Genomic DNA, 26,320 nt, shown 5'->3' with positions numbered 1-26,320 from the left:
GAGATAAATAATGCAAGCTCAAGGACAGCGCAGCAAGATTCTGATTGTAGGCAGCGGTTTTGGTGGATTAGGCATGGCAATCCGTCTTAAACAGCAGGGCATTCACGATTTTAAAATTATAGAACGGGCAGCAGAAGTGGGCGGAACCTGGCGTGACAATACCTATCCCGGTGTCGCCTGTGATGTACCGTCCCATTTATATTCTTTCTCGTTTATTAAAAATCCCAACTGGTCGCGTGTCTTTCCGCAAGGGGCAGAAATTCAGCTCTATTTGATCCAATGCTGTGATCAGGAAAATATCCGGCCACATATCGATTTTCATACCCAACTGGAAAAAGCTAGCTGGAATGCTAAAGAACGCATCTGGGAAATTCAAACCTCTAAAGGTCTGTATCAGGCTAAGATTTTAATTACTGCAACCGGGCATCTGGCAGATGAGCATCTCCCGCAAATTCCGGGACTAGAAGAATTTCAAGGTCAGATCATGCATTCTGCACGTTGGAATCACGAAGTGAATCTGGAAAATCAGCATGTCGTTGTGGTGGGTTCTGGTGCTTCTGCCATCCAGCTTGTACCGGAAATTGCCAAAACAGCAAAAAGTCTAACCGTATTGCAACGCAGTGCATCGTATATTTTGCCGCGACCAGACCGACCTTATTCTGAGTCAGAAAAACAGCTTTTCCGTAAAGATCCGGACAGTATGACAGCCTTAAGACATTCCTTGTTCTGGGGCAATGAATATAATTTTGCCCAGCGCCGTAATCTGAAAAGCCAGATCGAGCGGGTCAAGAAAAATTGCTTACAATTTTTAAAACATCAGATTTCAGATCCTGAATTACAGCGAAAACTCACACCGAATTATGAACCGGGCTGTAAGCGCTTATTGCTGTCCAATGATTATTACACGACTTTTCTAAAGCCGAATGTCACGCTTGAAGATTCTGCTTTGGCTCAAGTGAATAGGGATGGCATGATCAGTAAGTCTGGTAATGAATTTCCTGCAGATATCATTGTCTTTGCTACCGGATTTGAAGCAGCACGACCACCTTATGCCTCAAAGGTGGTGGGTAAACATGGTCTAAGCTTGGAGCAGCAATGGTCTAGTGGTATGCAGGGTTATCAATCTACGACAGTCCATAATTTTCCAAACCTGTTCATTCTGAATGGTCCTAATACCGGAAGTGGGCATAACTCAGCACTTTATTTCCTGGAAACCCAGTTTGATCTGGTACTGGACGCCTTGCAGTTTTTTGAACAGGAACAGATTCAGGTCTTTGAAGCCAATCAGAACGCTGAAGATCGCTATATGCAGGAGCTGCAGCAGCTTTCTCAAGGCAGTGTCTGGTTATCAGAAAGCTGTAAAAGCTGGTATCTGGACCCAGTGAGTCGCAAGCTAACTTTGGTCTGGCCAGATTATGCGCATTCATTTAGAGACAAAAACCAGCATTTTATTCGTAGCGGTTATCACTACCAGTATGTTGAATCGAGACAGCAGAAAGTGGTGTAAAAATATTTAATTAAAATCAAAATCTTATGGTTTAAATAATACAAAATAATTGTAAATCCAGGACAGGAGTATAGTCATGAGCAGTCAGCCATGGATGGAAGAATATAAAAAGTGGAATATCAATCCGGAGTTTACCCGGCCAGATCCTGAGAAAACCCTGAGCACGATAATTGCTGAGAATTTGGTAAAATTTCAGGATAAAACTGCATTTATCTATCTGGATCGTAAATTCAGCTATCACGATATCGATGTCTATAGCCAGAAACTGGCAAGCTATTTACAGAGTCTTGGGCTGACTGCTGGCAGCCGTATTGCGGTGATGTTACCCAATATTATTCAGTATCCAATTGCGACCTTTGCCATTATTCGTGCGGGTTATGTGCTGGTCAATGTCAACCCCATGTACACCCAGCGCGAGCTCTATCATCAGCTACAGGATTCAGGTACAGAAGCCTTGATTATCTTGGGACAGACTTTGGAGCAATTAACAGCACTAGATGAATGTCCTCAACTCAAATATGTCATTTCAACGCATCCGCTGGATTTTATTCAAGAGCAGCCAAGTGCTATTTATAGTCAGGCAGCACAATATCAGGATAAACAATTTTCTGACTTTAGGCAGTCAATAAATCAGGTAGAGATTATTGATTTTGCACCGCCTGTACAGCATCAGGAAGATACGGTCATTCTGCAATACACGGGAGGTACCACAGGTGTTTCTAAAGGCGCAGAACTGAGCCATCGCAATATTTTATTTAATATCGCCCAGAACAGTACCGTGTTTATCAGCCATTTTGGTGATCGCTATGCCGCTGAAAATGAATATGTATTCTGTGCTTTGCCACTGTATCACATTTATGGATTTACCATCTGCCTGTTCAGTTATGGTTTAAGCCGTGGTTTTGCCAATGTCTTGATTCCAAATCCGAGAGATCTGGATGCTTTGGTGGATCAATACCAGAAACATCCACCGACCGTTTTTCCTGGTGTAAATACCATGTTTAATGCCTTGGCCCATCATTCACGTTTCCGTGAGCTGGATCATTCACGCCTGAAAACTACAACGGGCGGAGGGGCATCTATTCTGAAAAATACGGCAGAGTTATGGCATGAGGTCACAGGCTGCCAGATTTATGAAGGCTACGGACTTTCTGAAACCTCACCAACTGCAACTTTTAACCCGCCTTTAAGCCGGCGATTTAGTGGCACGATTGGCTTGCCATTGGCAGGAACTGAAATTCTGATTCTGAATGATGAAGGAAAACCTGTAGAGCTTAATCAGGCTGGAGAAATCGCCATACGTGGTCCACAGGTGATGAAAGGATACTGGCAGCAAGCCGAAGCAACAGCACAGGTATTTACCAAAGATGGATTCTTCCTGACAGGTGATATCGGTTGTATGGACGAGCAGGGCTATATCACCATTTTGGACCGCAAAAAAGACATGATTCTGGTCTCCGGATTTAATGTTTATCCCAATGAGCTGGAAGGTGTATTGTCCAAACATTCTAAAATACTGGAATGTGCAGTGATTGGTATTGATGATGAAAAATCTGGACAGGTACCCAAGGCATTTATTGTGAAACAGGATGAAACTCTGACCCAAGATGAAGTCATGACTTATCTGAAGCAGCAACTGACGAGTTATAAACTGCCCAAATATATTGAGTTTGTGTCCGGATTGCCCAAGTCCGCAGTAGGCAAAATTCTGCGTCGTGAACTGCCTCGTACTGTTCAGTCGAGTGCCAAAGCCTGCTAAGGAATAATAGAAAATCTGACTGATCACAGTCAAAATAAAAAAGGAATCGCAAGATTCCTTTTTTATTGCTTGCAGGCTTATCGCTGCTGGATGACTTTTTTGCTTTTCAGTTCTTCCATTTCAGCAGAACTTAAATATTGACTCAAAATGGCATCGGTATCTTCACCCAGACAAGGTGGGGCCTTTTTATATTCTACCGGTGTCTTGGAGAGTTTAATCGGTGAGCCGATTGAGGTGTAATCTTCACGTAAGGTATGCGGCATCTGAATCACCATATTACGTGCCAATACCTGTTCTTCTTGCAAAGTCTGTTTCAGGTCATTAATCATTCCTACTGGTACTTTAACCGCATGAATCAGATCCACCCAGGTTTTTGCCGGTCGAGTATAGAAATGAGCCTGTAGAACTGTGGTCAGCTCTTCACGATGTGTAACACGTCCAGAATTTTTTAAGAAGCGAGGATCTTCTGCCACCTTAGCCAGACCAACGGCCTGACACAAAGCTTGAAATTGCAGATCATTACCACAGGCAATAATAAATTCACCTTCCTGGGCTTTGAACACCTGATAGGGCACAATATTGGCATGCGCGTTTCCGAAGCGACCGGGTACTTTGCCTGAGGTGAGATAATTCATGGCCAGAACAGAGAGGGAAGCAACCTGGGTATCCAGCAGCGCCATATCAATATACTGACCTTCACCGGTTTTCTCACGGGACAACAAAGCCGCCTGAATGGCAATTGCGGCATATAAGCCGGTGGTCAAATCGGCAAAGGCCAGACCCGCTTTTTGTGGGCCACCACCGGGCAGGTCATCACGTTCGCCAGTGACACTCATCATGCCACCCATTCCCTGAACGATAAAATCATAGCCCGGCTCTTGCGCACGCGGACCGTTCTGGCCAAAACCGGTAATGGAACAATATACCAGTCGCGGATTTAGCTGGCTCAGACTTTCATAATCCAGCCCATATCGTTTCAACGAACCGGCTTTATAGTTTTCAATGACTACATCACTCTGTTCAGCAAGTTTTTTGATAATACTTTGACCTTCAGGTGTAGATAAATCGATTGCAACCGAATGCTTGCCACGGTTGGCTGACAGGTAATAAGCCGATTCATGGGTATCTTGCTGCTGATTATTTTTAAGCCAGGGTGGTCCCCAGATACGGGTATCATCCCCATGATCCGGTTTTTCAATCTTGATCACTTCTGCACCCAGATCAGCCAGAATCTGGCTACACCAGGGCCCAGCCAAAATCCGGCTTAAATCCAGTACACGAAATCCTGTTAAGGCACCCATTATTACGCTCCCTGTTCGATCTTATTCAAATGACATATCGTTCTAATCCCTCTTTTTAAAGCTATATGAAAATGAAAGAACAATCAACTTTATGATAATAAATTTCGTATAACAAAATAAAACATCTAAAATGATGAATATTCATCTTATTTTCTTTAGCCTGATGCAAATATAAGTATGAACGAAGAACAAGAGGTCACTGATAAAAAGGAAAAAGCGATCTCCCAGACAGGATTAAAAAAGGAGTCAATCAAGTGAATTAAAAACGGATTAGCCTTAAAGCATATTCATTAGCGGAATAGCTTTAAATATAAAAGATCATGAAAACCTAAGGATAGGAAAACAGAGATTTAAATATGACGGATTTAGCGAGAGAATTAGAAAAGATTAAACCTACGACCAAACGAACGCAGCAAATTGCTTTTATTTTCGCCTTTCTGGCTTTACTGGTAGATGGCGCGGACATGTTGCTGCTGTCTTTCAGTTTAAATAGCCTGAAAGCAGAGTTTGGTCTCAGTAATCTGCAGGCCGGTACACTAGGCAGTTTTACCTTAGCAGGTATGGCGATTGGTGGCTTTATGGGTGGCTGGGCCTGTGACCGTCTGGGCCGTGTACGTACCGTAGTCATTTCGATTCTGGTATTTTCCATATTGACCGCAGCCTTAGGCTTTGCACAGAACTTTGAACAATTTGCTGTTTTACGCTTTCTTTCTGCCTTTGGCATAGGCTCTTTATATATTGCAGCCAATACGCTCATGGCTGAATATGTTCCAACTGAATATCGCACCACGGTTTTAGGTACCTTACAGGCAGGATGGACCGTCGGTTATATTGTGGCCACTGTACTGGCAGGCTGGATCATTCCAGAATATGGCTGGCGAACCCTGTTTTTTGTTGCCATTATTCCCTCGATTATGGCGATTTTTATCCAGAAACTGGTTCCTGAGCCAGAATCCTGGCAGCGTGCACGTTTGCAGCGTCTATATGCCCCAGCTGAAATCACAGCACAGCAACCCGCCAAAAAAAGCACAGTCAAAGAGATTTTCGCGGATCCTGCGAATCGCAGAATGTTTATTTTGTGGATCTTTACGGCCGGTTTTCTGCAATTTGGCTACTATGGCGTAAACAACTGGATGCCGGCATATCTGGAATCTGAATTGCACATGAATTTTAAATCCATGGCAGGCTATATGATTGGTACCTATGTAGCCATGATTTTCGGGAAAATTCTAGCGGGCTTTGCCGCAGACCGTCTGGGTAGACGCGCTGTCTTTTCGTTTGGAGCAATTGGAACGGCGATTTTCCTGCCCGTGATTGTGCTATTCAATACGCCAGAGAATATTGCCTATCTGCTGATTTTCTTTGGATTCCTGTATGGTATTCCATATGCGATTAATGCCACTTATATGACAGAAAGCTTCGCCACCTCGATTCGTGGTACTGCGGTAGGCGGTGCTTATAATGCAGGTCGTATCGGCGCCATGTTTGCCCCTGCAATTATTGGCGCGGCAGCCAGCGGTGGTTCAATTGGCTTAGGCTTCCTGATTATGGGGGGTGCCTATTTCTTGTGTGGCGCAGTGTCCGGGATATTCATTAAAGACCGTCAATACGATCCACAAAAGGCATAATTTCAACTTCAAAAAAAAGAGCCTGAATTCAGGCTCTTTTTTTATATTCATCAATTAAAGTTGTATTTCTATTTGTTTATTCCTGATCTGTTTCTTTATGCAGATAAATACTTTTTAAACCATCATTTACTTTATTGAGTAGATGAATCAGGGTAACTAGATCATCAAAGGCCAGCTTATTTAAGGCCTGACCATAAAAATCAAAGAAATCAGCTTGCAAGTTGTCCCATGTTTCCAAGCTGGGATGTAGCCAAAGCAGTGGATCTAATTCATCAGCATCAGGTGAATTTCACCATGGCCTCGACCCCATTCCTGAATGACCTGTCCAATACCGTGGCGGAACAGCATGACAAGGTTGATTCACTAAAAATTTTCCTGTGTGCTGGTGCACCCATTCCGGGGCCATTGGTACAAAAAGCCCGGGAAATTCTGGGCGTTAAAGTCATATCCGCTTGGGGTATGACCGAATGTGGTGCAGTGACGCTGACCCGACCTGAAGATGAGGATGAACACTCTTTCAATACGGATGGCATCGCTTTACCTGGTGTTGAAATCAAGATCGTGAATAAAAAAGGTCAGACCAAAGCCGTGAATGAATCCGGGCGTTTGATGATCCGCACCTGTTCAAATTTTGGCGGTTATTTAAAACGTCCACATTTGAATGATACGGATGCCGAAGGCTGGTTTGATACTGGCGATATTGCCTATCAGGACGAGCATGGCTATATTCGGATTTGCGGACGTAAGAAGGATGTGATTATTCGTGGTGGAGAAAATATTCCGGTCGCGGAAATTGAATCACTACTTTATAAGCATCCGAATATCGCCACAGTAGCTTTAGTGGCTTATGCAGATGAGCGAATGGGCGAGCGTTCTTGTGCAATCATCAAGCTGAAAGATCAGACAAAGCCGTTAAGTTTTAATGAGCTGGTAGATTTCCTGAAAACTCATAATCTGGCTATGCAGTATCTTCCGGAACGCCTGGAAATCTGGGAGGATATTCCGATGACCCCATCGGGAAAAATCCAGAAGTTTAAACTCAGAGAATTACTGGCTCAGCATATTGCCTCAACGGCAGTTGAAGCGAACTAAATCTGGGAATAAATAGATAAATTAAACCCTGAATAATCTTGCATCATTCAGGGTTTTTCTTATTCAAAAAGAAGCGATCTAAAAGGTTAATACGAATTTTAGATTAACTTCTACTTTAATAATTTTAATAAAGCTTCAGCCGTTGCAGCAGAAGAGGCGGGGTTTTGTCCAGTAATGAGCAGACCATCTTGTTGCACGTATACCTGCCAGTCCTCAGTTTTGGAATATTTCCCACCTTTTTCTTTCAGCATGTCTTCCACTAGAAATGGGACAACATCGGTTAGGCCTACGCCGTCTTCTTCGGTATTAGTAAAACCGGTGACTGTCTTGCCTTCTACAATCGAATGACCTTCGGCATCTTTGACTTCACGAAGTACACCCGGTGCATGACAGACCAGCGCAACAGGTTTATCTGCCTGTAAAGTCTGCTCAATTAAAGAAATAGAATTCTGGTCTTTGGCTAGATCCCATAATGGACCGTGACCACCCGGATAGAACACGGCATCAAAATCCTGATTTAAGACTTCACTCAACTTATGTGTATTGGCAAGAGCCTGCATGGCCACCTCATCTGCTTCAAAGCGTTTGGTGGTTTCGGTTTGCGCATCCGGCTCATTACTTTTTGGATCTAATGGTGGCTGACCACCTGCAGGAGAAGCCAAAACTACCTCTGCGCCTGCATCGACAAAGGTGTAATAAGGCGCAGCTAGCTCTTCCAACCAGAAGCCAGTTTTTTTGCCAGTATCGCCCAGCTGGTCATGTGAAGTCAGTACCATCAAGATTTTCATATTATTTTCCTGTAGCTCATTAAAAAACATCGCGAATGATCGACTGTTAATTTAACAAGTCATGAGCGTCAGGAATGTTGTGATACGTTCATTTGCTGTATCGATACGTTGTTGTTTCAGTTGATTTAACTAAAGTACGTAGCCTTGCAAAGTGAACAGTGTGTTCAATATTCATCTGCCCATTAACAGGTCTTGCTGAAGATCGGCTTGTTTACGCAAGAAATCCCAGACCAGTTTAATTTTTGGTTCATGTTGCAGATCGACCAGCGTCAGCATCCAGAAAGTGTGGGTAAAACTGAGCTGCTGACCCAGCACCTCTTTCAGTTCATTTTTATCATTGACCAGAAATTTCGGCAAAATGGCCAGTCCAGCACCTGCACGCACGGCAATTTCCTGCGCCAGAATGCTGTTACTGCGAAAACAGGCACTGACCTGCAAGGGAAGACGCTCTAGCGAATATAGTGCAGTGCTATAGACCAGATCATCAATATAATCGACAAAACGGTGCTGCTGGAGGTCTTCCAGTTTTTTAATTTCCGGATTTTGCTGTAAATAATGCTGGCTGCCATATAGCTTTAAACAGTAATTAGACAAACGAGTAATGATATACGGACCAGATTTGGGCCGGTCAATCGCGATCACAATATCGGCTTCTCGATGTGAAAGTTTGATCGCTTTCGGTACCGGAATCAGGTCAATGGTCAGCAAAGGATAATGCTGGGAAAATTCTGCCAAAAGACGAGCTAAAAATGCCGTGCCAAAACCTTCTGGCGCACCAATCCGGACCCGACCTTGCAAGGGATCATGGCGCTTGTCAATCTGGATAAAGGACTGTTCCATCTGTTCCACACGCGGCACCAGTGCCAGACCTTCCGAGGTTAGTTCATAACCGGTGGCTTCGCGCTTAAACAGTTGCGTACCTAAAGTACTTTCCAGGGCCTGAATCCGCCGCGCTACGGTGCTATGTTCAACCCCGATTAAGCGTGCTGCGTTGGTGAGTGTTTTAGCACGCGCCAAAACTAAAAAAAAGCGTAAATGATCCCAATCTACTTTCATTTTTTATTTAACATCCTGTTAAATTCCTGTGCATATTTGCACAACCATCGTGCACCAATTTCTATTGGTGGTCAAAGTGTTCTTTGTTAGTCTGCTGAAACAGCGTAAAAATTATACGTTAAATAAAAGCCAGTAAAGGCAGATACAACGACAATAACAAACCAGCACGGAGCGACCATGAACGCCATTTCTCATCCACAGCAAAGTACCGGATTCACCACCGCAAAACTCCTCATTAATGGTGAATTTGTCGAATCAAGAACCAGCCATTGGCAAGATATTGTTAATCCTGCCACTCAGGAAATCTTGGGCCAAGTGCCTTTTGCTACCGCAGAAGAAGTTAATGCCGCCATTGCTGCTGCACAAAATGCATTTGCCAGCTGGCGCCAGACCCCAATCCAGGCACGTATGCGAATCATGCTGAAACTGCAGGATCTGATTCGTACAAACCTAAAAAGTATCGCCCGAGTCTTAACGGCGGAACAGGGCAAAACCCTGGCCGATGCCGAAGGTGATATCCAGCGTGGTTTAGAAGTGGTGGAGCATGCCTGTTCGATCGGTTCCCTACAAATGGGCGAGTATATTGAAGGTGTGGCACGCGGTGTCGATACCTATACTTTGCAGCAACCCTTGGGTGTCTGTGCAGGAATTACCCCGTTTAACTTTCCGGCGATGATTCCACTGTGGATGTTCCCGATGGCGATTGTCTGCGGCAATACTTTTGTCTTAAAGCCTTCTGAACAGGATCCACTATCGACCATGATGCTGGTTGAGTTAGCGATTCAGGCAGGTGTGCCGGCAGGCGTACTGAATGTGGTACATGGCGGCAAAGAAGTGGTCGATCTACTGTGTACCCATCGCGATATCAAGGCGATTTCTTTTGTCGGTTCGACTGCAGTCGGCACGCATGTCTATAACCTTGCAGGCCAACACGGCAAGCGTGTGCAGTCGATGATGGGCGCCAAAAACCATGTGGTGGTGATGCCAGATGCGAATAAAGAACAGACCTTAAATGCCTTGGTCGGTGCAGCTTTTGGCGCAGCAGGTCAACGTTGTATGGCACTTTCCGTGGCGGTAATGGTCGGTGAGACCAAGCACTGGGTCGATGAACTGGTCAATAAAACCAAAACCTTAAAGGTAAATGCCGGGCATGAACCGAATACCGATGTTGGACCAGTGATTTCAACCCGTGCCAAATCGCGTGTCATCGATTTAATTAACAGTGGTGTTGAACAGGGTGCCGAACTGCTGCTGGATGGCCGTGATGTGCAGGTTCCAGGCTATGAACAGGGTAATTTTGTCGGACCAACGATTTTTAATCAGGTCACGACCGATATGCGCATTTATAAAGAAGAAGTATTTGGTCCGGTACTGGCGATCATGCATGTCGATACTTTGGAACAGGCGATTGCACTGATTAATGCCAATCCGTTTGGTAATGGCGTTGGACTGTTTACCCAAAATGGCAATACGGCACGTACCTTCCAGAACCAGATTGATATCGGTCAGGTGGGCATTAACATTCCAATTCCCGTACCTGTGCCTTTCTTCAGTTTTACCGGTTCACGCGGTTCAAAACTGGGTGATCTCGGTCCTTATGGCAAACAGGCGGTGCAGTTCTATACCCAGACCAAAACCATTACCAGCCGCTGGTTTGAAGATGACCAGGAAACCACTGGTGTCAATACCACAATCAGTCTGCGTTAAGGAGCATCAGCATGAAGATTGCATTTATCGGTTTAGGCAACATGGGCGGCTCCATGGCGCAAAACTTGCTCAAGTCCGGTCATCAAGTTTTTGGTTATGACTTAAGTGCAGTGGCTTTACAGCATTTTGCAGAAGCTGGCGGTGTGGTCTGCGACAGTCCACAAGCTGCCGCGAAGCAGGCGGAGATCGTGGTCAGCATGTTGCCTGCAGCCAAGCATGTGCGTGAAGTCTATTTGGGTGAACACGGTATTCTGAAGGTGCTTCAAGCGGGCAGCTTATGTATCGACAGCAGTACCATTGACCCGCAAACCATTCAGGAGGTTGCTGCAGCAGCTCAGGCCAAGCAGATTCGCGTCTGTGATGCACCGGTATCCGGCGGTACTTTAGGTGCCAAAGATGGCACTTTAACCTTTATGGTCGGCGCAGATGATGCCACCTTTGAGGCCGTTAAACCGGTTCTTGGCTGTATGGGTAAAAATCTGGTGCATTGTGGTGCGGTGGGAACAGGACAGGTGGCAAAAATCTGTAATAACCTGATTCTGGGGATTTCCATGACTGCGGTTGCAGAAGGGATGGCACTCGGTGCCAAACTGGGCATTGATCCACAGGCCTTGGCTGGCGTGATTAACAGTTCCACCGGACGTTGCTGGAGTTCTGAAATTTATAATCCGTGGCCCGATATTTGTGTCAATGCGCCGTCATCGCGGGGTTATACCGACGGTTTTGCCGCACAACTGATGCTCAAAGATTTGGGGCTGGCTGTCGATGCCGCGCAACAGGTGGATCAGCCGGTGGTACTCGGCAGCATGGTACAGAAACTCTATCAACAACTTTGTCAGGAAGGCGATGCCCATCTGGACTTCTCCAGCATCATGCATCAATACACCACGCCACCTGCTTAAAACTTAAAAGATTAGATGGAGCAAGGATTCGCTTCAATAATTACACCTTGTCAGTAATAACGATAAATTCAGGCTGAGGTTTAACATGTTAGATTATCAAACAACGGTTCAAGACTTTGATTTAAACACGGTTGCAAGCCAGTATCTCTCCGGTTCCATGCAGGCAGTAAATGCCTGTTATGAATGCTGTGACCGTCATGCCAATTCCGATGCCATTGCCTTGTACTGGCATGGTAAAGATGGCCGTAAAGAACAATATAGCTTTGCCGAGCTCAAAAAATATTCCAGCCAGTTTGCCAACTTTTTAAAGTCTCAAGGCATTGGTAAAGGTGACCGTGTTTCCGGACTATTACCGCGTACCCCGGAGCTGATCATTACCATTTTAGCGACCTGGCGGATTGGTGCAGTCTATCAACCGTTATTTACTGCCTTTGGTCCCAAAGCCATCGAGCATCGCATTCAGCTGGCGCAAAGCAAGCTGGTGGTGACCGATCTGGCGAATCGGGATAAATTATCTGAAATTAGCAACTGTCCACCGATTGTGACGGTACATGCCGAAACTGAGGCAGAGCGCTATCCGCACGATCTTAGCTTCTGGACAGTATTAAACCGTCAGGCTGAAGCTTGTGAGCTGGAAATCCTGAATGTTAATGATCCATTTTTATTGATGTTTACCTCGGGCACCACCGGACCGGCGAAACCGCTTAAAGTGCCGTTAAAAGCACTGATTGCTTTTGCAAGCTATATGCAAAATGCCATTGGTCTAACTCCTGAAGATGCTTTCTGGAATATTGCTGATCCCGGCTGGGCCTACGGATTGTATTACGCGATTACTGGTCCCTTAATGCTTGGACACTCGACCTTGTTTTATGAAGGCGGTTTTAATGCCGAAAGTGTCTGCGAAATTGTTGAGGAATATGGCATTACCAATCTGGCCGGTGCACCAACCGCTTACCGCATGATGATGGCGGCCGATCCTGCTCAAATGGCAAAACTACGCGGTAAGTTACGTGTTGTCAGCAGTGCGGGAGAACCGTTAAATCCGGAAGTGATCCGCTGGTTTAAAGAGGTACTGGATGTGCCGATTTATGACCATTATGGCCAGACCGAAGTCGGGATGGTGGTGTGTAATCATCATGCCTTGGAACATCCGGTCCGTTCAGGTTCGGCAGGCTTTGCCAGCCCGGGTTACCGGATTGCCGTTGTCGATGAACTGGGGCATGAATTAGCAGCTGACGTCCCGGGCATCCTGGCAGTGGATATCAGCCAGTCCCCAATGATGTGGTTCTCTGGCTATGAAGAAAGCCGTAAATCTCCATTTGTCGGACAGTATTACTTAACTGGGGATACCGCAGAAATTCATGCAGATGGCAGTATGAGCTTTGTTGGGCGTAGTGATGATGTCATTACAACGTCAGGTTATCGGGTCGGCCCGTTTGATGTGGAAAGTGCCTTGCTGGAACATGATGCCGTGATTGAAGCAGCAGTCATTGGCGTGCCTGATCCTGAGCGTACCGAAGTGATTAAAGCCTTTGTGATTCTGGCGAATAATTTTGCAGCTTCGGCCCATCTGGAAGAAGAGCTGGGTCAATTTGTGAAAAAGCGGTTATCTGCGCATGCCTATCCACGCCTGATTGAATTTGTGACTGAATTGCCGAAAACCCCAAGCGGTAAAATTCAACGCTTTTTACTGCGCAATCAGGAAATCAACAAGCAGCAAGCCAAGACCGCATAACAGCTAAAGCCAACAGATTGAATAAGAAGATTAAATAAAGAGATTGAAGGAAGAATCCATGCAATTAACGGAAGAACAACAACTGATTCAGGACATGGCAAAAAGCTTCGCCCAGGAACAGATTAAACCCTTTGCCGGCGAGTGGGATCAAAAAGGCATCTTTCCTAAACAGGCCTTAGCCCAAATGGGAGAGCTGGGTTTTTTAGGCATGCTGATTCCGGAAGAATGGGGCGGCTCGGGCACAGGTACGCTGGCTTATGTTCTGGCCTTAGAAGAAGTCGCTGCGGCCGATGGTGCAACATCTGCGATTATGAGCGTACATAACTCTGTAGGGTGTGTGCCGATTTTCAAGTTCGGGACGGAACAGCAAAAGCAGGATTTTCTAAAGCCTTTGGCTCAAGGTGAAATGATTGGTGCCTTTGCCTTAACCGAACCGCATACCGGATCGGATGCTGCCGCGATTAAAACCCGGGCGGTCAAGGACGGCGATCATTACATTCTGAATGGCGCGAAACAGTTCATTACCTCAGGCCACAATGCCGGAATGATTATTGTGTTTGCCGTGACTGATCCAGCTGCGGGGAAAAAAGGTATGAGTGCATTTTTAGTGCCGCGCGACACGCCCGGTTATGAAGTGATTCGGGTCGAAGAAAAACTCGGCCTGCATGCTTCGGATACCTGTCAGATTGCCTTAACCGATGTCCGCATTCATGAAAGTTTAAGACTCGGTGCAGAAGGCGAAGGTTTAAAAATTGCCTTGGCCAATCTGGAAGGCGGGCGAATCGGTATTGCGGCACAGGCGGTTGGTTTGGCGCGTGCCGCCTTGGAAGAAGCAACGGCCTATGCGCATGACCGCGTGGCCTTTGGCAAACCGATTTTTGAACAGCAAGCGATTTCTTTCAGGTTGGCCAGTATGGCGACTGAAATTGAAGCAGCACGGCAACTGGTCCATTTTGCAGCACGCAAGAAAGAAGCCGGTGAAACCTGTTTAACTGAAGCCTCCATGGCCAAGCTATTTGCTTCGGAAATGGCGGAACGTGTCTGCTCCAAAGCGCTACAGATTTTTGGCGGCTACGGTTATCTGAAAGATTTTCCAATCGAACGCATTTATCGTGATGCGCGGATTTGTCAGATTTATGAAGGCACCAGCGATATTCAGCGCCTGGTGATTGCACGCAGCCTCTAATTTTAAAAGGACTTATTTCATGCAGTGGCAAACAATTTTATTAGAACAACGTAATGGTGTCGGGCTGATTACTTTAAATCGTCCGCAAGCTTTAAATGCACTGAATAACCAGCTGATTGTTGAAGTGAATCAGGCACTGGATCAGCTGGAAAAAGATCCGGCAATTGGCTGTATTGTGATTGCGGGTTCGGAAAAAGCCTTTGCCGCTGGTGCCGATATTAAAGAAATGGCAGATCTGAATTTTCCGCAAATTTATCTGGATGATTTTTTCAGTCTGGCCGATCGAATTGCGCAGCGTCGTAAACCTTTAATTGCCGCAGTGAGCGGCTATGCCTTGGGTGGTGGTTGCGAGCTGGCATTGATGTGCGACTTTATTTACTGCGCTGATAATGCAAAATTTGGTTTGCCTGAAGTTACCTTAGGCGTGTTGCCCGGCATTGGCGGGACCCAGCGTTTAACCTTGGCGATTGGTAAGGCCAAAGCCATGGAAATGTGCCTGACTGCACGGCAGATGGGGGCGCAGGAAGCGGAACAAAGTGGTTTGGTCGCTCGGGTTTTTGCCAAGGAAGAATTGCTGGAGCAAACCCTGCAAGCTGCCGAAAAAATTGCTGAAAAATCGCTTACTGCCGTGATGATGATTAAAGAATCAATTAATCGGGCCTTTGAAGTGAGCCTGGCTGAAGGCCTGCGCTTTGAACGCCGGGTATTCCATTCCATTTTTGCAGGTTCCGATCAAAAGGAAGGCATGCAGGCCTTTGTGGAAAAACGCCCAGCCAAATTTACCCATCAATAAGAAATTCATAATAGGAACAAAAAGAATGAGTGATGAAAATAATTTAGCGATTCGGGTCGCAGGGGGGCTGGGCATTATCAGCCTGGACCGCACCAGCCATTTAAATGCCTTAACCCTGGCGATGATTCAGGGCATTCAGGCGCAACTCGATCAGTGGCTGCATGAACCACAGGTACAAGCGGTTCTGATCAATTCCAACAGTCCCAAGGCGTTCTGTGCCGGAGGAGATATCCGCTATCTGTATGACAGCTATCAGGCCGGCAATACCCAATATCAGGATTTTTTTGCCACTGAATATAAGATGCTGAGCACCTTGCGTAATTTTCCAAAGGCCGTGATCGTGATGATGGATGGCTATGTACTGGGCGGAGGCTTTGGATTGGCTCAAGCCTGTCATATCAAAGTTACGAGTGAAAAATCACGTTTTGCCATGCCAGAAACTGCGATTGGTTTTTTCCCCGATGTCGGTGCTACCCATTTTCTGTCCCGACTGGATGAAGTCGGTGTCTATATGGCATTGACTGGTGAGCAAATCAGTAGCAGTGATGCGCTGTATCTGGATCTGGTGGATTATCATGTGCCGAGTGAGCGTTTTGCTGAATTAGAAGCAGCATTGATTGCAGCACCGGTATTAAACCCGATTGAGATTCAAAAGATCATTAGTTCCTATATTACGCATCCGGTGGAAAGTGAGCTGCAAAAACGTGCAGATCTAATTAATCAGCATTTTGACTATCAACACCTGGAGGAGATTGAACAGAGTCTTGCTCATACAAGTAATTCAACTGATCAGGACTGGGCCAATAAGATGCGAACCATTTTGCAGCAGCGTCCGGTTATGGCCAAGCAAACCAGCCTGAAGTTACAGCAAGCTGGACAGAATTTGTCGCTAGAAAAATGCATGCAGCTGGAACGGGACTTACAAGATGTCTGGTTAGAGCAGGGCGACTTTATTGAAGGCGTTCGTGCACTGATTATTGATAAGGACAAAAATCCACAATGGCGAACCGAAAATGCAAAATTTGAACAAACACTGGAAAAGCTCTGGCCAGCATGGACTCAGCAGCGTATCGAAAATATTACTTAAAGCTGATGGTAAAAGACCCTCTATAATTTAATTATAGAGGGTCTTTGTATCTGTCCCATACTTTCATCGACATGAATTCTATTTAGGGGGACATTTTCTTTTTCTTGCCGCCACCATCTTGTTTGTTGACCGTTGACCAGGCAATACGTTCGGCTTCTTCCTCAGAACGACCACGTTCTTTTTCGCTTTCTGCAATATGTTGGGCCTGCCGTTTCTGTTTATCGGTATAGGCTGATTTTTCACCTCTAGGCATCTTAATATCCTCATCAGGTTTGGCTGAAATTACTATAACAAGAGCTTACTTTTGCGAGGGTAAGTATTTGTTGGAAACATTTTATAAAAACAATTTTTTTTAAATATGAAAATCCAAAGATTAAATAGATGAAGATAACGGTCAGCTAGAACTGCTATCTTCTGTGCCAGATTAGCCGTTAATAATACTGCCGCCATTCACATGAATCACCTGACCTGAAATATAACTGGCTTCTTCACTGGCCAGGAATAAATACGCCGGTGCTACTTCACTCGGCTGGCCCATACGACCCATTGGGGTGCTTTTACCAAAATCTTTGAGCTGTTCTTCATCAAAGCTGCTCGGAATCAATGGTGTCCAGATGGGACCTGGCGCGACCCCATTGACACGAATGCCGGTTTTATTTTTCAATAAATTGGTGGAAAGGCTTCGAGTAAATGTGGTGATGGCACCTTTCGTACTCGCATAGTCAATCAGCTGGTCATGACCATGATAACTGGTAATACTCGTCGTATTGATAATGCTATCACCTTCTTGCATATGCGGAATCACCGCCTGAGTCAGGTGGAACATCGATAGAATATTCACATTAAATGTTTTAAGTAATTGCTCGGGCGAGATATCGGTAATACTTTCTTGCGGGTATTGAACCCCGGCATTATTGACCAGAATATTAATCGTTTTAAATTCCTGAAGGGTCTTTTCCACCATTTTCTTGATTTCATCTTGATCTTGTAAATCACATTGAATCAGCAGACAACGGCGGCCTTCATCTTCCACCATTTTTTTGGTGTCCCGTGCATCCTGATCTTCATCCAAATAGCAAATGGCAATATCGGCACCTTCGCGAGCAAATAAGACCGATACAGAACGGCCAATTCCGCTATCACCACCAGTAATCAAGGCAACTTTGCCTTTTAATTTTTCACTGCCTTTATAATGCGGTTTAATAATTTCCGGTGCAGGGTCCATTTTGGTTTGCACACCCGGTTGATGGTCTTGTGTTTCAGTTGAAGCTGGGGTTTCAGGATAATGATTCATATCTTTTCCAATTCCAATGATTGTGGCCATATAAGAAAAAATATATTAGAAGCTTTTAGGCAAAATGAGGCTGGACTCAACATTTCATAACAGAATGTATTCGAGATTTATCAATTATTCATTGAAACGGATCAGGTTGAGCAATCAGAACAGAAAAAGCTGAGGAAATAGCTTCTGGCTACACTTTGATAGCTGAGGTGGTCTTGAAAGGTGAAATTTGATTAGGGAAAGTAAGGCATCAACGGAGATTTAAAATCTGGAAATACATAGGACTCTTTTGCCCAACTCATAGATAAAATAATGGAGAGTTTGTTAACTCTCCATTTATTCATTCTGATGTATTTAAAAAATTTCTATAGAAATAAATTAAAGATTATCACTTAAATTAATTCTGGCTTGTGCTGCTTTTTCCTTTTTGACTGAGGTTTTACCCCAGTTAAACTTTTGTGCGCAGATGCCTAAGCCTACAATAAATAATGCAAGCACACTGGTATAAACTACTTCTTTAAAATACGTCCCCTCAATAATCATGGTAATTAAAGCACCGACAATAAAGATAATGACCAGATAAGTGAGCCATGGGAATAACCACATCTTGAATGGAATATTTTGTCCTTCAGCTTCCATTTTTTTACGTAACTTAAGCTGAGAAATCGCAATCGCCAGATAGACATATAAAGATACGGTACCAGTCGCTAACATCAAAACATCATAAATATTCATACTTTCGGTGGCAGTCAGATAAATCGCCACGAAAGAAAACAGGCTTGAAAAGATGACACCTACCCATGGGCTGTTATTGCGGTTGGTTAAACCAAAACTCTTTGGTGCATCTCCACGTTTCGAGAGGGAATAGACCATGCGTGAACAGGTATAAAGTGCGGAGTTAAAGCAGCTACATACCGAGGTGAGCACGACAAAATTAACAATATGACGCGCTTCTGGAATACCGAGTGCAGTAAGTGCTACGCTATACGTACCCCAGGTCGGATCTTTCAATAAAGGATTATTGTGTGGAATCAGGCAAACTGTGATCAGCATTGAACCGACATAGAATAAAATGATACGCCATACAATTGAATTAGCGGCCTTACGAATTTCCTTGGCTGGATCTTTGGTTTCAGCTGCTGCTACGGTGACAATCTCTGCGCCCATATAAGCAAACATTACACCCAATAAGGCCGTGATCACCGATGAAAACCCATTAGGCATAAAGCCTTGAGCGGTTAGATGAGTTGTACCGCCGAGGATAGAGGCATCGCCCCAAGGCCACAGGTGCATCACGGCCAAACTGCCAAATACCAGGAACAGTACAATGGCAATGACTTTGATCAGGGCAAACCAGAACTCGAATTCACCAAAGTTTTTTACGTCACGGAGGTTAATCCAAACCAGTGCTACAGTGACTAGGAGCATATAGCCCCAGATCGGGATAAATGGAAACCAGCTATTTAGGATTTTCCCGGCGACAAAGGCTTCCCAGCCCATGAGCAAGGTCCAGAAAGACCAGTATAACCAGCCGATGGAAAATCCGGCCCAGCGCCCGATTCCTCGGTCCGCATAGGTTGAAAATGAACCGCTGTCGGGATTCAGTACTGCCATTTCTCCCAGCATACGCATAATGAGTAAAACTAATAGTCCACCTAGAGTATAAGCAATGAGTGCAGCCGGCCCTGCAGAATAGATGACATTACCGGAGCCGACAAAGAGTGCTCCACCAATGACACCGGCAATTGAAATCATGGTGAGATGGCGTGATTTAAGTCCGTTTTTTAAGCCGTTTGATGATTCGGAATTGGAGAAATGTTGATGTTCTGCCATATAATTTCCCTTAATATCAATAGCGTAGCGGCAATAAAATTCCTTATTTGGCTTACGCTATCTTATCCTTTGAAACTGTAACCGAATTCATCAGTGCTTGACCAATATTAAGTTAATCTTAATAAAATAAATCCTTGTAGCCCTATAGACAGGATCACACTTTGATTAAAGTACGGTTACATGCTGTTCATGTATGCGGTTAATTTCTCTTTTTTGTTATAAAGTGACGAGAGCCATTTTTGAGCAATTCAAAGGAGCCAATTGGCTTAAGAGATAAAAAATATAAGCAGGCCATATTTACAGAAAAATAAAGCCTACCTAAAATATCAGGCTAACAGCAGCTTTTACTTTTCTCTTAAAAATAAATAAAAGCTTTTTGATTTTAAAAATATAATTGTATTGATCCTTAACTTTTTACTAAGTTAAAGTGCGAATTCCATGCTCACGCAAGCACTTTAACAACATCCCGAAAGCCACCAGAATTTCCTGTTCACTCACACAGGCAAAGCCCAGTAATAATCCTTTCTGCCGAGTCGAATAATGTTTGGTATAGTATTGCGACAAGGCTCTGACCTTGATGCCCTGATCCAGTGCTTTGGATGCAATCAAGACATCATCACTGCTGCTCGGCAATTTTAAAATCAGATGCAAACCGGCGGCGGTATTGTATTCATGCAGAAAATCTTCACCTAAATGTCGGCGAATCAGGTCAATTAAAAAAGCGTGGCGTTTGCCATACAATAAACGCATCCGTCGGATATGCGCTTCATAATGTCCTTCACGGATAAATTCAGCCAGTGTTTGCTGATCGATTAAGTGACCACCGCGATAAAGTTCCGAGGCTACAATTCGCAACGAAGAAAACAGTTGTTTTGGTACCACTAAATAGCCAATGCGCAGGGCTGGATAAATGGTCTTACTGAACGTCCCCATATAAATCACTGGAGAATCCGGCTCCAAACCTTGTAAAGAAGGATAAGGCTGGCCCGAGAACCGGAACTCGCTGTCATAGTCATCTTCAACAATCCAGCTATTATGCTGGCGTGCGAGTGCAATTAACTGTTTGCGCCGTTCCAAACTTAAGTGTGAACCTAAGGGATATTGATGAGAAGGCGTCACAAAAATCAGCTTAGGCGGTTTTTTAGGATGCAGATCGGGAATAATCCCTTCCTGATCGACCGGTAAGGAACGCAGATTGACGCCATTAATTCGTAAAATATTACGCGCGCCCCAATAGGCCGGATCTTCGATCCAGACTTCGTCACCAATGTCGCTTAAAGTACGCGAGACCAGATCAATCGCCTGATGGGTGCCTTCGGTAATAATGATCTGATCAGCATCGCACTGCACTGAACGGGCAATTTTCAGATATTCCGCCAGCTCCTGACGCAGTTCCAGGGAGCCACCGGCATTGCTGTAAATCAGGTTATTAACTTGAGGTTCACGGCTCAAACGCGTTTGGATTTTGCTGAAAATATGATGCGGAAATTCGGTTACATCGGGTGCGCCCGGTACAAAGGCTCCCCATTGATAAGGCGAGGCCGCGGAATAGCCGAGCAAGTAGGAACCGCGTTGCGACAGATTGTAATTTTGCTGTGCTTTTTTTTCTGCAACGGCAGGAGAATTCTGTTCTACCTTCACCAAAAAGGACTCAGGTAATTTCTCTACTACCCAGGTGCCTTGACCGGTACGGGCATCAACATAACCCTGTGCCTGTAATTGTTCATAGGCATTTAAAACCGTATTACGCGATACCTGAATTTCTTTGGCCAGATCACGCGATGCAGGCAAGCGGGTTTTGGGAGCCAATACGCTATCAATAATCGCGTTACGCAAGCAGCGGAACAGTCGCATCTGTAATGTTCCTGTGACATCTTGCTGCAATCGCTGCAGTAAATAATCTCCAAGCAAGCTACGCAATTGGCTCTCTCCTACAAATTTGAAATGGCTCTCGTGAGAGCGGTATTGCTAGGTGCAAAATAGTCTGATCAGGCAGTCATTGTAAAGTGTCTTGTATGCGTTTTGATCATGTACCTGCGGCTTGAATGCGAGCATACAGGCGGGCAGGCAATATACACAGATACCGATTAAAACTAAAGCGAAAAATCCAGACACTGATTTTGTTAGGAGCTTGCTGAACTGAGACCTGAATCAAGCAATGATTGCCATAACAGGCGAATAGAGATGTGTTGCAGCCGCCAGGACATGCGACTGCATATAACAAAAGGATCATAGAATGAACATGATGATGAAAGGATTGACCTACACCGATCAGGGTACAACGGCCTGGAACAATTATCTTAAGCAACTGGATAAAGTAGCGCCTTATCTGGGTGAGCTGAGTGAACGACTGGACATGCTGCGACGCCCAAAGCGCAGTTTGATTGTCGATGTTCCGGTCATTATGGATGATGGTACGGTTCAGCATTTTGAAGGCTATCGTGTTCAGCACAATTTAACCCGCGGTCCGGGCAAAGGCGGCGTGCGTTTTCATCCAGATGTCAATTTAGATGAGGTGATGGCTTTGTCAGCCTGGATGACGATCAAATGTGCTGCTCTAAACTTACCTTTTGGTGGTGCCAAAGGCGGTGTACGAGTCGATCCGAGCCAGCTTTCCAAGCGCGAACTGGAACGCTTGACCCGACGCTATACGGCAGAAATCAATTTAATTATTGGGCCGCAAAAAGATATTCCGGCACCGGATGTAGGAACCAATCCGCAAATCATGGCCTGGATGATGGACACGTTTTCTATGAATGCGGGTTCTACGATTACTGGTGTGGTTACCGGAAAACCGGTGCATCTGGGTGGCTCCTTGGGCCGCAGTAAAGCCACAGGTCGTGGTGTGTTTATTAGCGGGCGTGAAGTTGCCCAGCAAATCGGTCTGGATTTAAAAAATGCTCGGGTTTGTGTACAGGGTTTCGGTAATGTGGGCAGTGAAGCTGCGCTGCTTTTCCAGGAAAATGGCAGCAAAGTGATCTGTGTTCAGGACCATTCTGCCACCCTGTATCAGAAAGAGGGGATTGATATTAAAAAGCTGCTTGAATACTCAAATGCCCACCATAAAATTCAGGGATTTTCTACCAGCGATGAAATTTCTGCATCGGCTTTCTGGACCATTCCTGCCGAAGTCTTTATTCCGGCAGCGCTGGAAGGTGTGATTAATACTCAGGTCGCGCAAAATATTCAGACCAAAATGATTCTGGAAGGTGCCAATGGTCCCACTTTGACTGAAGCGGATGAAATTCTGAGTGAGCGTCATATTACCGTGGTGCCAGACGTGATCTGCAATGCGGGTGGCGTGACGGTCAGCTATTTTGAATGGGTTCAGGATTTGGCCAGCTACTTCTGGACTGAGGAAGAGATTAACCAGCGTATGGATGCCAGCATGAAAAATGCGGTACAGGATGTATGGCAAAAAGCAGTTCAGGCCGGATGTTCTTTGCGTACAGCCGCTTATATTCTGGCTTGTGAACGTATTTTAATGGCACGTCAGGAACGCGGGATCTATCCGGGTTAAGCGAAGTTTTTGCACCATGGATTAATTGATTAAACCGACTGGATTTAATCCATTATTACTCATGGTAATTTTTGCAATGGATTTTTAAATTGGCTTCTTTATTTAAAAAGGAGCCAATTTTTATTAAAATATAAATAACTGTTTATAAATAAAATAATTTTATATTTTGACTCTTTTACTCGTTTTAAATAGATCAATTGGCTCCTTTCATCTGCTGCAAAGTGGCTCTCGTCTCATACGTATAAAAGCGCAAAATGAACCATATCAGCCAGTCTTTGGCAAATTTCTATCCCAAGATCCGGATAGCAAAATTTACAACGTATGAATCAAGAATGAGGATACAAAATGGACAGTAAACACTCAGCACTGAATGCACGTAAACAGCAGGCAACACCACGTGGTGTTGGGGTCATGTGTCAATGGTACGCAGAGAAAGCAGAAAACTCGACCATTTGGGATGCAGAAGGCAATCAATATATCGACTTTGCGGGCGGGATCGCCGTACTGAATACTGGCCATCGTCACCCTAAAATTATTGCTGCGGTCACTGAACAATTAACCAAATTTACCCATACGGCTTATCAGGTTGTACCATACGAGAGCTACGTTGCTCTGGCAGAACGTATCAATGCACGTGCTCCTATCCAGGGTGCTGCAAAAACCTCCTTCTTTTCAACGGGTGCTGAAGCTGTCGAAAATGCAGTTAAAATTGCCCGTGCCCATACTGGCCGTCATGGCATTGTGACTTTTGGTAATGGTTTTCATGGCCGTTCATTCATGACGATGGCCATGACCGGTAAAACTGCACCTTATAAACGCGACTTTGGGGTGATGCCTGGCGGTGTTTTCCATGCCCGTTATCCGGTGGAATCCAAAGGCATTAGTGTTAATGATGCAATTCAAAGCATTGAAGATATTTTCGCAGAAGATATTGCTGCGCATGACGTAGCAGCAATTGTGCTTGAACCGGTACAAGGTGAAGGCGGTTTTAATGTGGTGCCAGCAGAATTCCTGAAACGCTTGCGTGTGCTATGCGATCAAAACGGCATTTTACTGATTGCTGATGAAGTACAGTCTGGTTTTGCGCGTACAGGTAAACTGTTTGCGATGGATTATTATGAGACCAAGCCAGATCTGATTACGATGGCAAAGAGTCTGGGCGGCGGTTTCCCGATTTCAGGCGTTGTGGGTCGTGCTGAAGTGATGGATGCACCAAATCCGGGTGGATTGGGCGGTACTTATGCCGGTAACCCGGTTGCTGTTGCGGCTGCCCATGCGGTACTGGATATCATTGAAGAAGAAGGTCTTTGTGAAAGAGCGAATGATCTAGGCGCAGAACTGGTTGATGTTTTACATGAACTGAAAATGTCATCTAGCATGGTCAAAGATATTCGTGCACTGGGCTCAATGGTGGCGGTTGAGCTGGAAACTGCGGAACAGGCAAAAGCTGTACAAAACCATGCCATGCAAAATGGTCTGTTAATCCTGACCTGCGGTCGTTATGGTAATGTAATCCGTTTCCTATACCCGCTCACGATTCCGGCAGAACAGTTCCGTGCGGGATTGGCTATCTTGAAACAAGGGTTTGCACTGTCTGTCGCAGCCTAATGAAAGAGTAATGATCATGCTTCAAGCGCAATATAGAGATTTATTACAGCATCCTGATATCAGCTTCGATCAGCCTGCCACGGGTGAATATATTGAAGTCAGAGATGCAGCAACCCAAGCCACTTTGGCCTGGGTAAAATCCCATGACCGTGCATCTGTAGAACAGCTAATTGCTCGTTCTCAGCAAGCACAGAAAACATGGAAAGCCAAGACAGCACTTGAACGTGCGGATGTGCTTTGGGCTTGGTTCAATCTGATGCAGGAACATAAAGAATCTTTGGCTCAGATTCTGACCGCTGAACAGGGCAAGCCACTGGCTGAGGCGCGTGGTGAAATTGGTTATGCCGCTTCCTTTATCCGCTGGTTTGCTGAGCAGGCACGCCGTATTGATGGTGACGTGTTGACTCCAACGCTTGCCCATCAACGGTTATTGGTCATTAAGCAGGCGATTGGGGTGACAGCGGCCATTACACCGTGGAATTTTCCGGCGGCGATGATTACCCGTAAAGCCGCGCCAGCTCTGGCTGCTGGCTGTTCCATGCTGGTTAAACCGGCTGAACAAACGCCTTTAACCGCCTATGCGCTTGAAGTTTTGGCCTTGCGCGCAGGTTTGCCACAAGATGTATTGCTGCATGTCAGTGGTGATGCGGTTGAAGTGGGTCAGGTCTTATGTGAAAGCGAAACCGTGAAAAAGTTAAGCTTTACCGGCTCAACTCAAGTCGGTCGTATCCTGATGCAGCAATGTGCGCCGACCATCAAAAAACTCTCCTTAGAACTTGGTGGCAATGCGCCAGTTCTGGTCTTTGATGATGCCAATCTCGAACAGGCAGTACAGGGCATCATGGCCAGTAAATTCCGTAATAGTGGACAGACTTGTGTTTGCGCGAACCGGATTTATGTACAAGATGGCATTTATGATGCGCTGGTAGAAAAACTGGTGGCTGCCGTTGCCAAACTAAAAGTCGGTGATGGCCGTGATGAAGCTTCTACCCAAGGTCCATTAATTGATGAGGCTGCGATCGAAAAAGTGCAGTCACATATTGCCGACGCAGTGAGCAAAGGTGCACAGGTGAAAACCGGTGGACAGCGCTCAAATCTGGGCGGTACATTCTTCGAGCCAACGCTTCTGACTGAAGTTACTCAGCAGATGCGTGTGGCAAAAGAAGAAACTTTTGGACCGTTGGCGCCGTTATTCCGTTTCAAGACTGAAGAAGAAGCAATTCAGATGGCGAACGATACAGAATTCGGTCTGGCTACCTATGTATTTACCCAAAGTACAGCACGTCAGTGGCGTGTAGGTGAAGCCTTAGAATACGGTATGGTGGGAATCAATACCGGAGCTATCTCTAATGAGGTTGCGCCATTTGGTGGAGTCAAGCAATCAGGGTTAGGCCGTGAAGGGTCTAAATTCGGTATGGATGAATACCTTGAAATGAAATATCTCTGTGTTGATATTTCTTCATAATGATGTTTAAAAAGTAAACTTATTCATTAAAAAACTGATGAGAAAATATCAGCCTCCAGTGAATCCCGTGT

At 45.2% G+C, this 26,320-nt stretch carries 19 protein-coding genes and 2 pseudogenes; 13 read left to right on the top strand and 8 right to left on the bottom strand.

Annotated features, from left to right (window positions below):
• Positions 1–10: 10 nt before the first annotated feature.
• Together ACTL4S_RS09200 and ACTL4S_RS09195 are read left to right on the top strand one after the other, a co-directional pair.
• Positions 11–1,507 (top strand): flavin-containing monooxygenase, encoded by a 1,497-nt coding sequence (locus ACTL4S_RS09200; protein ID WP_441299220.1) that lies wholly within the window; start codon positions 11–13, stop codon positions 1,505–1,507.
• 76 nt (positions 1,508–1,583) lie between these two features.
• On the top strand, positions 1,584–3,266 hold the full coding sequence (locus tag ACTL4S_RS09195) for an AMP-binding protein (protein WP_441299219.1): 1,683 nt from the start codon (positions 1,584–1,586) through the stop codon (positions 3,264–3,266).
• 77 nt (positions 3,267–3,343) lie between these two features.
• Here the strand turns inward: ACTL4S_RS09195 and ACTL4S_RS09190 are convergent, their stop codons facing one another.
• Positions 3,344–4,567 (bottom strand): CaiB/BaiF CoA transferase family protein, encoded by a 1,224-nt coding sequence (locus ACTL4S_RS09190; protein WP_441299218.1) that lies wholly within the window; start codon positions 4,565–4,567, stop codon positions 3,344–3,346.
• A gap of 356 nt (positions 4,568–4,923) precedes the next feature.
• On the opposite strand from ACTL4S_RS09190, the gene ACTL4S_RS09185 reads away from it, so the two are divergent.
• A complete protein-coding gene (locus tag ACTL4S_RS09185) occupies positions 4,924–6,195 on the top strand; it encodes an MFS transporter (protein WP_153566517.1) in 1,272 nt (423 codons plus the stop codon).
• Positions 6,196–6,271: 76 nt separating this feature from the next.
• Here the strand turns inward: ACTL4S_RS09185 and ACTL4S_RS09180 are convergent.
• Positions 6,272–6,433: pseudogene (locus tag ACTL4S_RS09180) on the bottom strand (MarR family transcriptional regulator); the annotation flags it as partial.
• 2 nt (positions 6,434–6,435) lie between these two features.
• Here ACTL4S_RS09180 and ACTL4S_RS09175 point away from each other — a divergent pair.
• Positions 6,436–7,287: pseudogene (locus ACTL4S_RS09175) on the top strand (AMP-binding protein); the annotation flags it as partial.
• A 110-nt stretch (positions 7,288–7,397) separates the two neighbouring features.
• Here the strand turns inward: ACTL4S_RS09175 and ACTL4S_RS09170 are convergent.
• Together ACTL4S_RS09170 and ACTL4S_RS09165 are read right to left on the bottom strand one after the other, a co-directional pair.
• Positions 7,398–8,075 (bottom strand): type 1 glutamine amidotransferase domain-containing protein, encoded by a 678-nt coding sequence (locus tag ACTL4S_RS09170; protein WP_086044836.1) that lies wholly within the window; start codon positions 8,073–8,075, stop codon positions 7,398–7,400.
• Between the two features lie 171 nt (positions 8,076–8,246).
• Positions 8,247–9,131, bottom strand: coding sequence for a LysR family transcriptional regulator (locus tag ACTL4S_RS09165; RefSeq protein WP_180087019.1), 885 nt, complete (start codon positions 9,129–9,131; stop codon positions 8,247–8,249).
• A gap of 177 nt (positions 9,132–9,308) precedes the next feature.
• Between ACTL4S_RS09165 and ACTL4S_RS09160 the strand changes: the two genes are divergently transcribed.
• The 6 genes from ACTL4S_RS09160 (at position 9,309) to ACTL4S_RS09135 (ending at position 16,541) form a co-directional block, all read left to right on the top strand.
• Entirely contained in the window at positions 9,309–10,838 is a 1,530-nt protein-coding gene (locus tag ACTL4S_RS09160) for a CoA-acylating methylmalonate-semialdehyde dehydrogenase (RefSeq protein ID WP_253174699.1), read from the top strand.
• Positions 10,839–10,849: 11 nt separating this feature from the next.
• Positions 10,850–11,740: a 3-hydroxyisobutyrate dehydrogenase gene (gene mmsB / locus ACTL4S_RS09155; protein ID WP_409654044.1), complete on the top strand. Its 891-nt coding sequence runs from the start codon at positions 10,850–10,852 to the stop codon at positions 11,738–11,740.
• Between the two features lie 85 nt (positions 11,741–11,825).
• Complete coding sequence (locus ACTL4S_RS09150) at positions 11,826–13,475, top strand: AMP-binding protein (RefSeq protein ID WP_441299217.1); 1,650 nt, start codon at positions 11,826–11,828, stop codon at positions 13,473–13,475.
• Positions 13,476–13,533: 58 nt separating this feature from the next.
• Positions 13,534–14,661, top strand: a complete 1,128-nt coding sequence (locus ACTL4S_RS09145) for an acyl-CoA dehydrogenase family protein (protein ID WP_086044840.1) — start codon at positions 13,534–13,536, stop codon at positions 14,659–14,661.
• Positions 14,662–14,680: 19 nt separating this feature from the next.
• Entirely contained in the window at positions 14,681–15,454 is a 774-nt protein-coding gene (locus ACTL4S_RS09140) for an enoyl-CoA hydratase (protein ID WP_174894412.1), read from the top strand.
• 25 nt (positions 15,455–15,479) lie between these two features.
• The gene (locus ACTL4S_RS09135; RefSeq protein WP_441299216.1) at positions 15,480–16,541 is read left to right on the top strand and encodes an enoyl-CoA hydratase/isomerase family protein; all 1,062 of its coding nucleotides are present in this window, start codon (positions 15,480–15,482) and stop codon (positions 16,539–16,541) included.
• A gap of 82 nt (positions 16,542–16,623) precedes the next feature.
• Here ACTL4S_RS09135 and ACTL4S_RS09130 read toward each other — a convergent pair whose 3' ends face one another.
• The 4 genes from ACTL4S_RS09130 to pdxR form a co-directional block, all read right to left on the bottom strand.
• Positions 16,624–16,794, bottom strand: a complete 171-nt coding sequence (locus ACTL4S_RS09130) for a hypothetical protein (protein WP_441299215.1) — start codon at positions 16,792–16,794, stop codon at positions 16,624–16,626.
• Between the two features lie 171 nt (positions 16,795–16,965).
• Positions 16,966–17,835 carry an SDR family oxidoreductase gene (locus ACTL4S_RS09125; RefSeq protein ID WP_004280275.1) on the bottom strand — a complete coding sequence of 290 codons (870 nt, stop codon included), beginning with the start codon at positions 17,833–17,835 and terminating at the stop codon, positions 16,966–16,968.
• 366 nt (positions 17,836–18,201) lie between these two features.
• Positions 18,202–19,656 carry an amino acid permease gene (locus ACTL4S_RS09120; protein WP_180087024.1) on the bottom strand — a complete coding sequence of 485 codons (1,455 nt, stop codon included), beginning with the start codon at positions 19,654–19,656 and terminating at the stop codon, positions 18,202–18,204.
• A gap of 417 nt (positions 19,657–20,073) precedes the next feature.
• Positions 20,074–21,576: a MocR-like pyridoxine biosynthesis transcription factor PdxR gene (pdxR, locus tag ACTL4S_RS09115; protein ID WP_441299214.1), complete on the bottom strand. Its 1,503-nt coding sequence runs from the start codon at positions 21,574–21,576 to the stop codon at positions 20,074–20,076.
• A 328-nt stretch (positions 21,577–21,904) separates the two neighbouring features.
• On the opposite strand from pdxR, the gene ACTL4S_RS09110 reads away from it, so the two are divergent.
• From ACTL4S_RS09110 to ACTL4S_RS09100, 3 genes are all read left to right on the top strand, one after another.
• A complete protein-coding gene (locus tag ACTL4S_RS09110) occupies positions 21,905–23,176 on the top strand; it encodes a Glu/Leu/Phe/Val family dehydrogenase (protein WP_441299230.1) in 1,272 nt (423 codons plus the stop codon).
• 345 nt (positions 23,177–23,521) lie between these two features.
• Positions 23,522–24,784, top strand: coding sequence for a 4-aminobutyrate--2-oxoglutarate transaminase (gene gabT / locus ACTL4S_RS09105; protein ID WP_005106976.1), 1,263 nt, complete (start codon positions 23,522–23,524; stop codon positions 24,782–24,784).
• Between the two features lie 16 nt (positions 24,785–24,800).
• Positions 24,801–26,249 (top strand): NAD-dependent succinate-semialdehyde dehydrogenase, encoded by a 1,449-nt coding sequence (locus ACTL4S_RS09100; protein ID WP_441299229.1) that lies wholly within the window; start codon positions 24,801–24,803, stop codon positions 26,247–26,249.
• Positions 26,250–26,320: the final 71 nt, after the last annotated feature.

It is taken from the genome of Acinetobacter lwoffii, assembly GCF_052078135.1.
In the GTDB taxonomy this organism is placed as follows: Bacteria; Pseudomonadota; Gammaproteobacteria; order Pseudomonadales; family Moraxellaceae; genus Acinetobacter; species Acinetobacter lwoffii_Z.
The sequence above is the reverse complement of the archived record's forward strand: the minus strand, read 5'-3'. Positions and strand labels throughout refer to the sequence as shown.